Here is a 474-nt window from a genome sequence, read left to right on the forward strand (position 1 = left end):
CGTATTGGTTGAACGCAGGGTCTCGCGCCGGATCATTTCGGTCAGCAGCAGGTCGCGATCCACCTCGTGCTCATCGACCAGCGACAGGCCGAGCGCGCCCGGTAGCGGCGGCGGCGAAGCAGGGGCCGCAGCGGCGATGGACGGCTCGCGCAGGCCCGCCAGCGCTTCGGCCACGGCATCGAGCATGCGGTCGGCGAAATGGCCGGCGAAGGCGTGCAGCTGGCCACGCTGGGCCATCAGGTCCGCCTGCTGCATCGGATTGCGTGCACGGTCGGCGTCGTGCAGCAGCGTCTGCTCCAGCGCTTCGACGGTCAGGATCAGGGGCGCGGCCAGCGTTTGCCGGCACAGGCCGATCAACGCACCCAGCAGTTCACGCACCCGCGATGGCAGGTCGCTGGCGGCCAGGCGTGCTTTGTCGGCAGAGGTGATGGAAAAGACAGCTGACATCGGCGAGCGGTACCCGGATTCCCGCGG

The 474-nt window shown here is 69.2% G+C and carries 1 protein-coding gene; it reads right to left on the reverse strand.

All coding sequences use genetic code 11. The annotated features are described in order from the left end of the window. Positions 1–447, reverse strand: a 447-nt coding sequence (locus HR086_RS47430) for a DUF1631 family protein (RefSeq protein ID WP_174468967.1), incomplete at its 3' end; no start/stop codon positions are given. Positions 448–474: the final 27 nt, after the last annotated feature.

This window comes from Myxococcus sp. CA039A (genome assembly GCF_013336645.1).
GTDB classification, from domain to species: Bacteria; Myxococcota; Myxococcia; order Myxococcales; family Myxococcaceae; genus Myxococcus; species Myxococcus llanfairpwllgwyngyllgogerychwyrndrobwllllantysiliogogogochensis.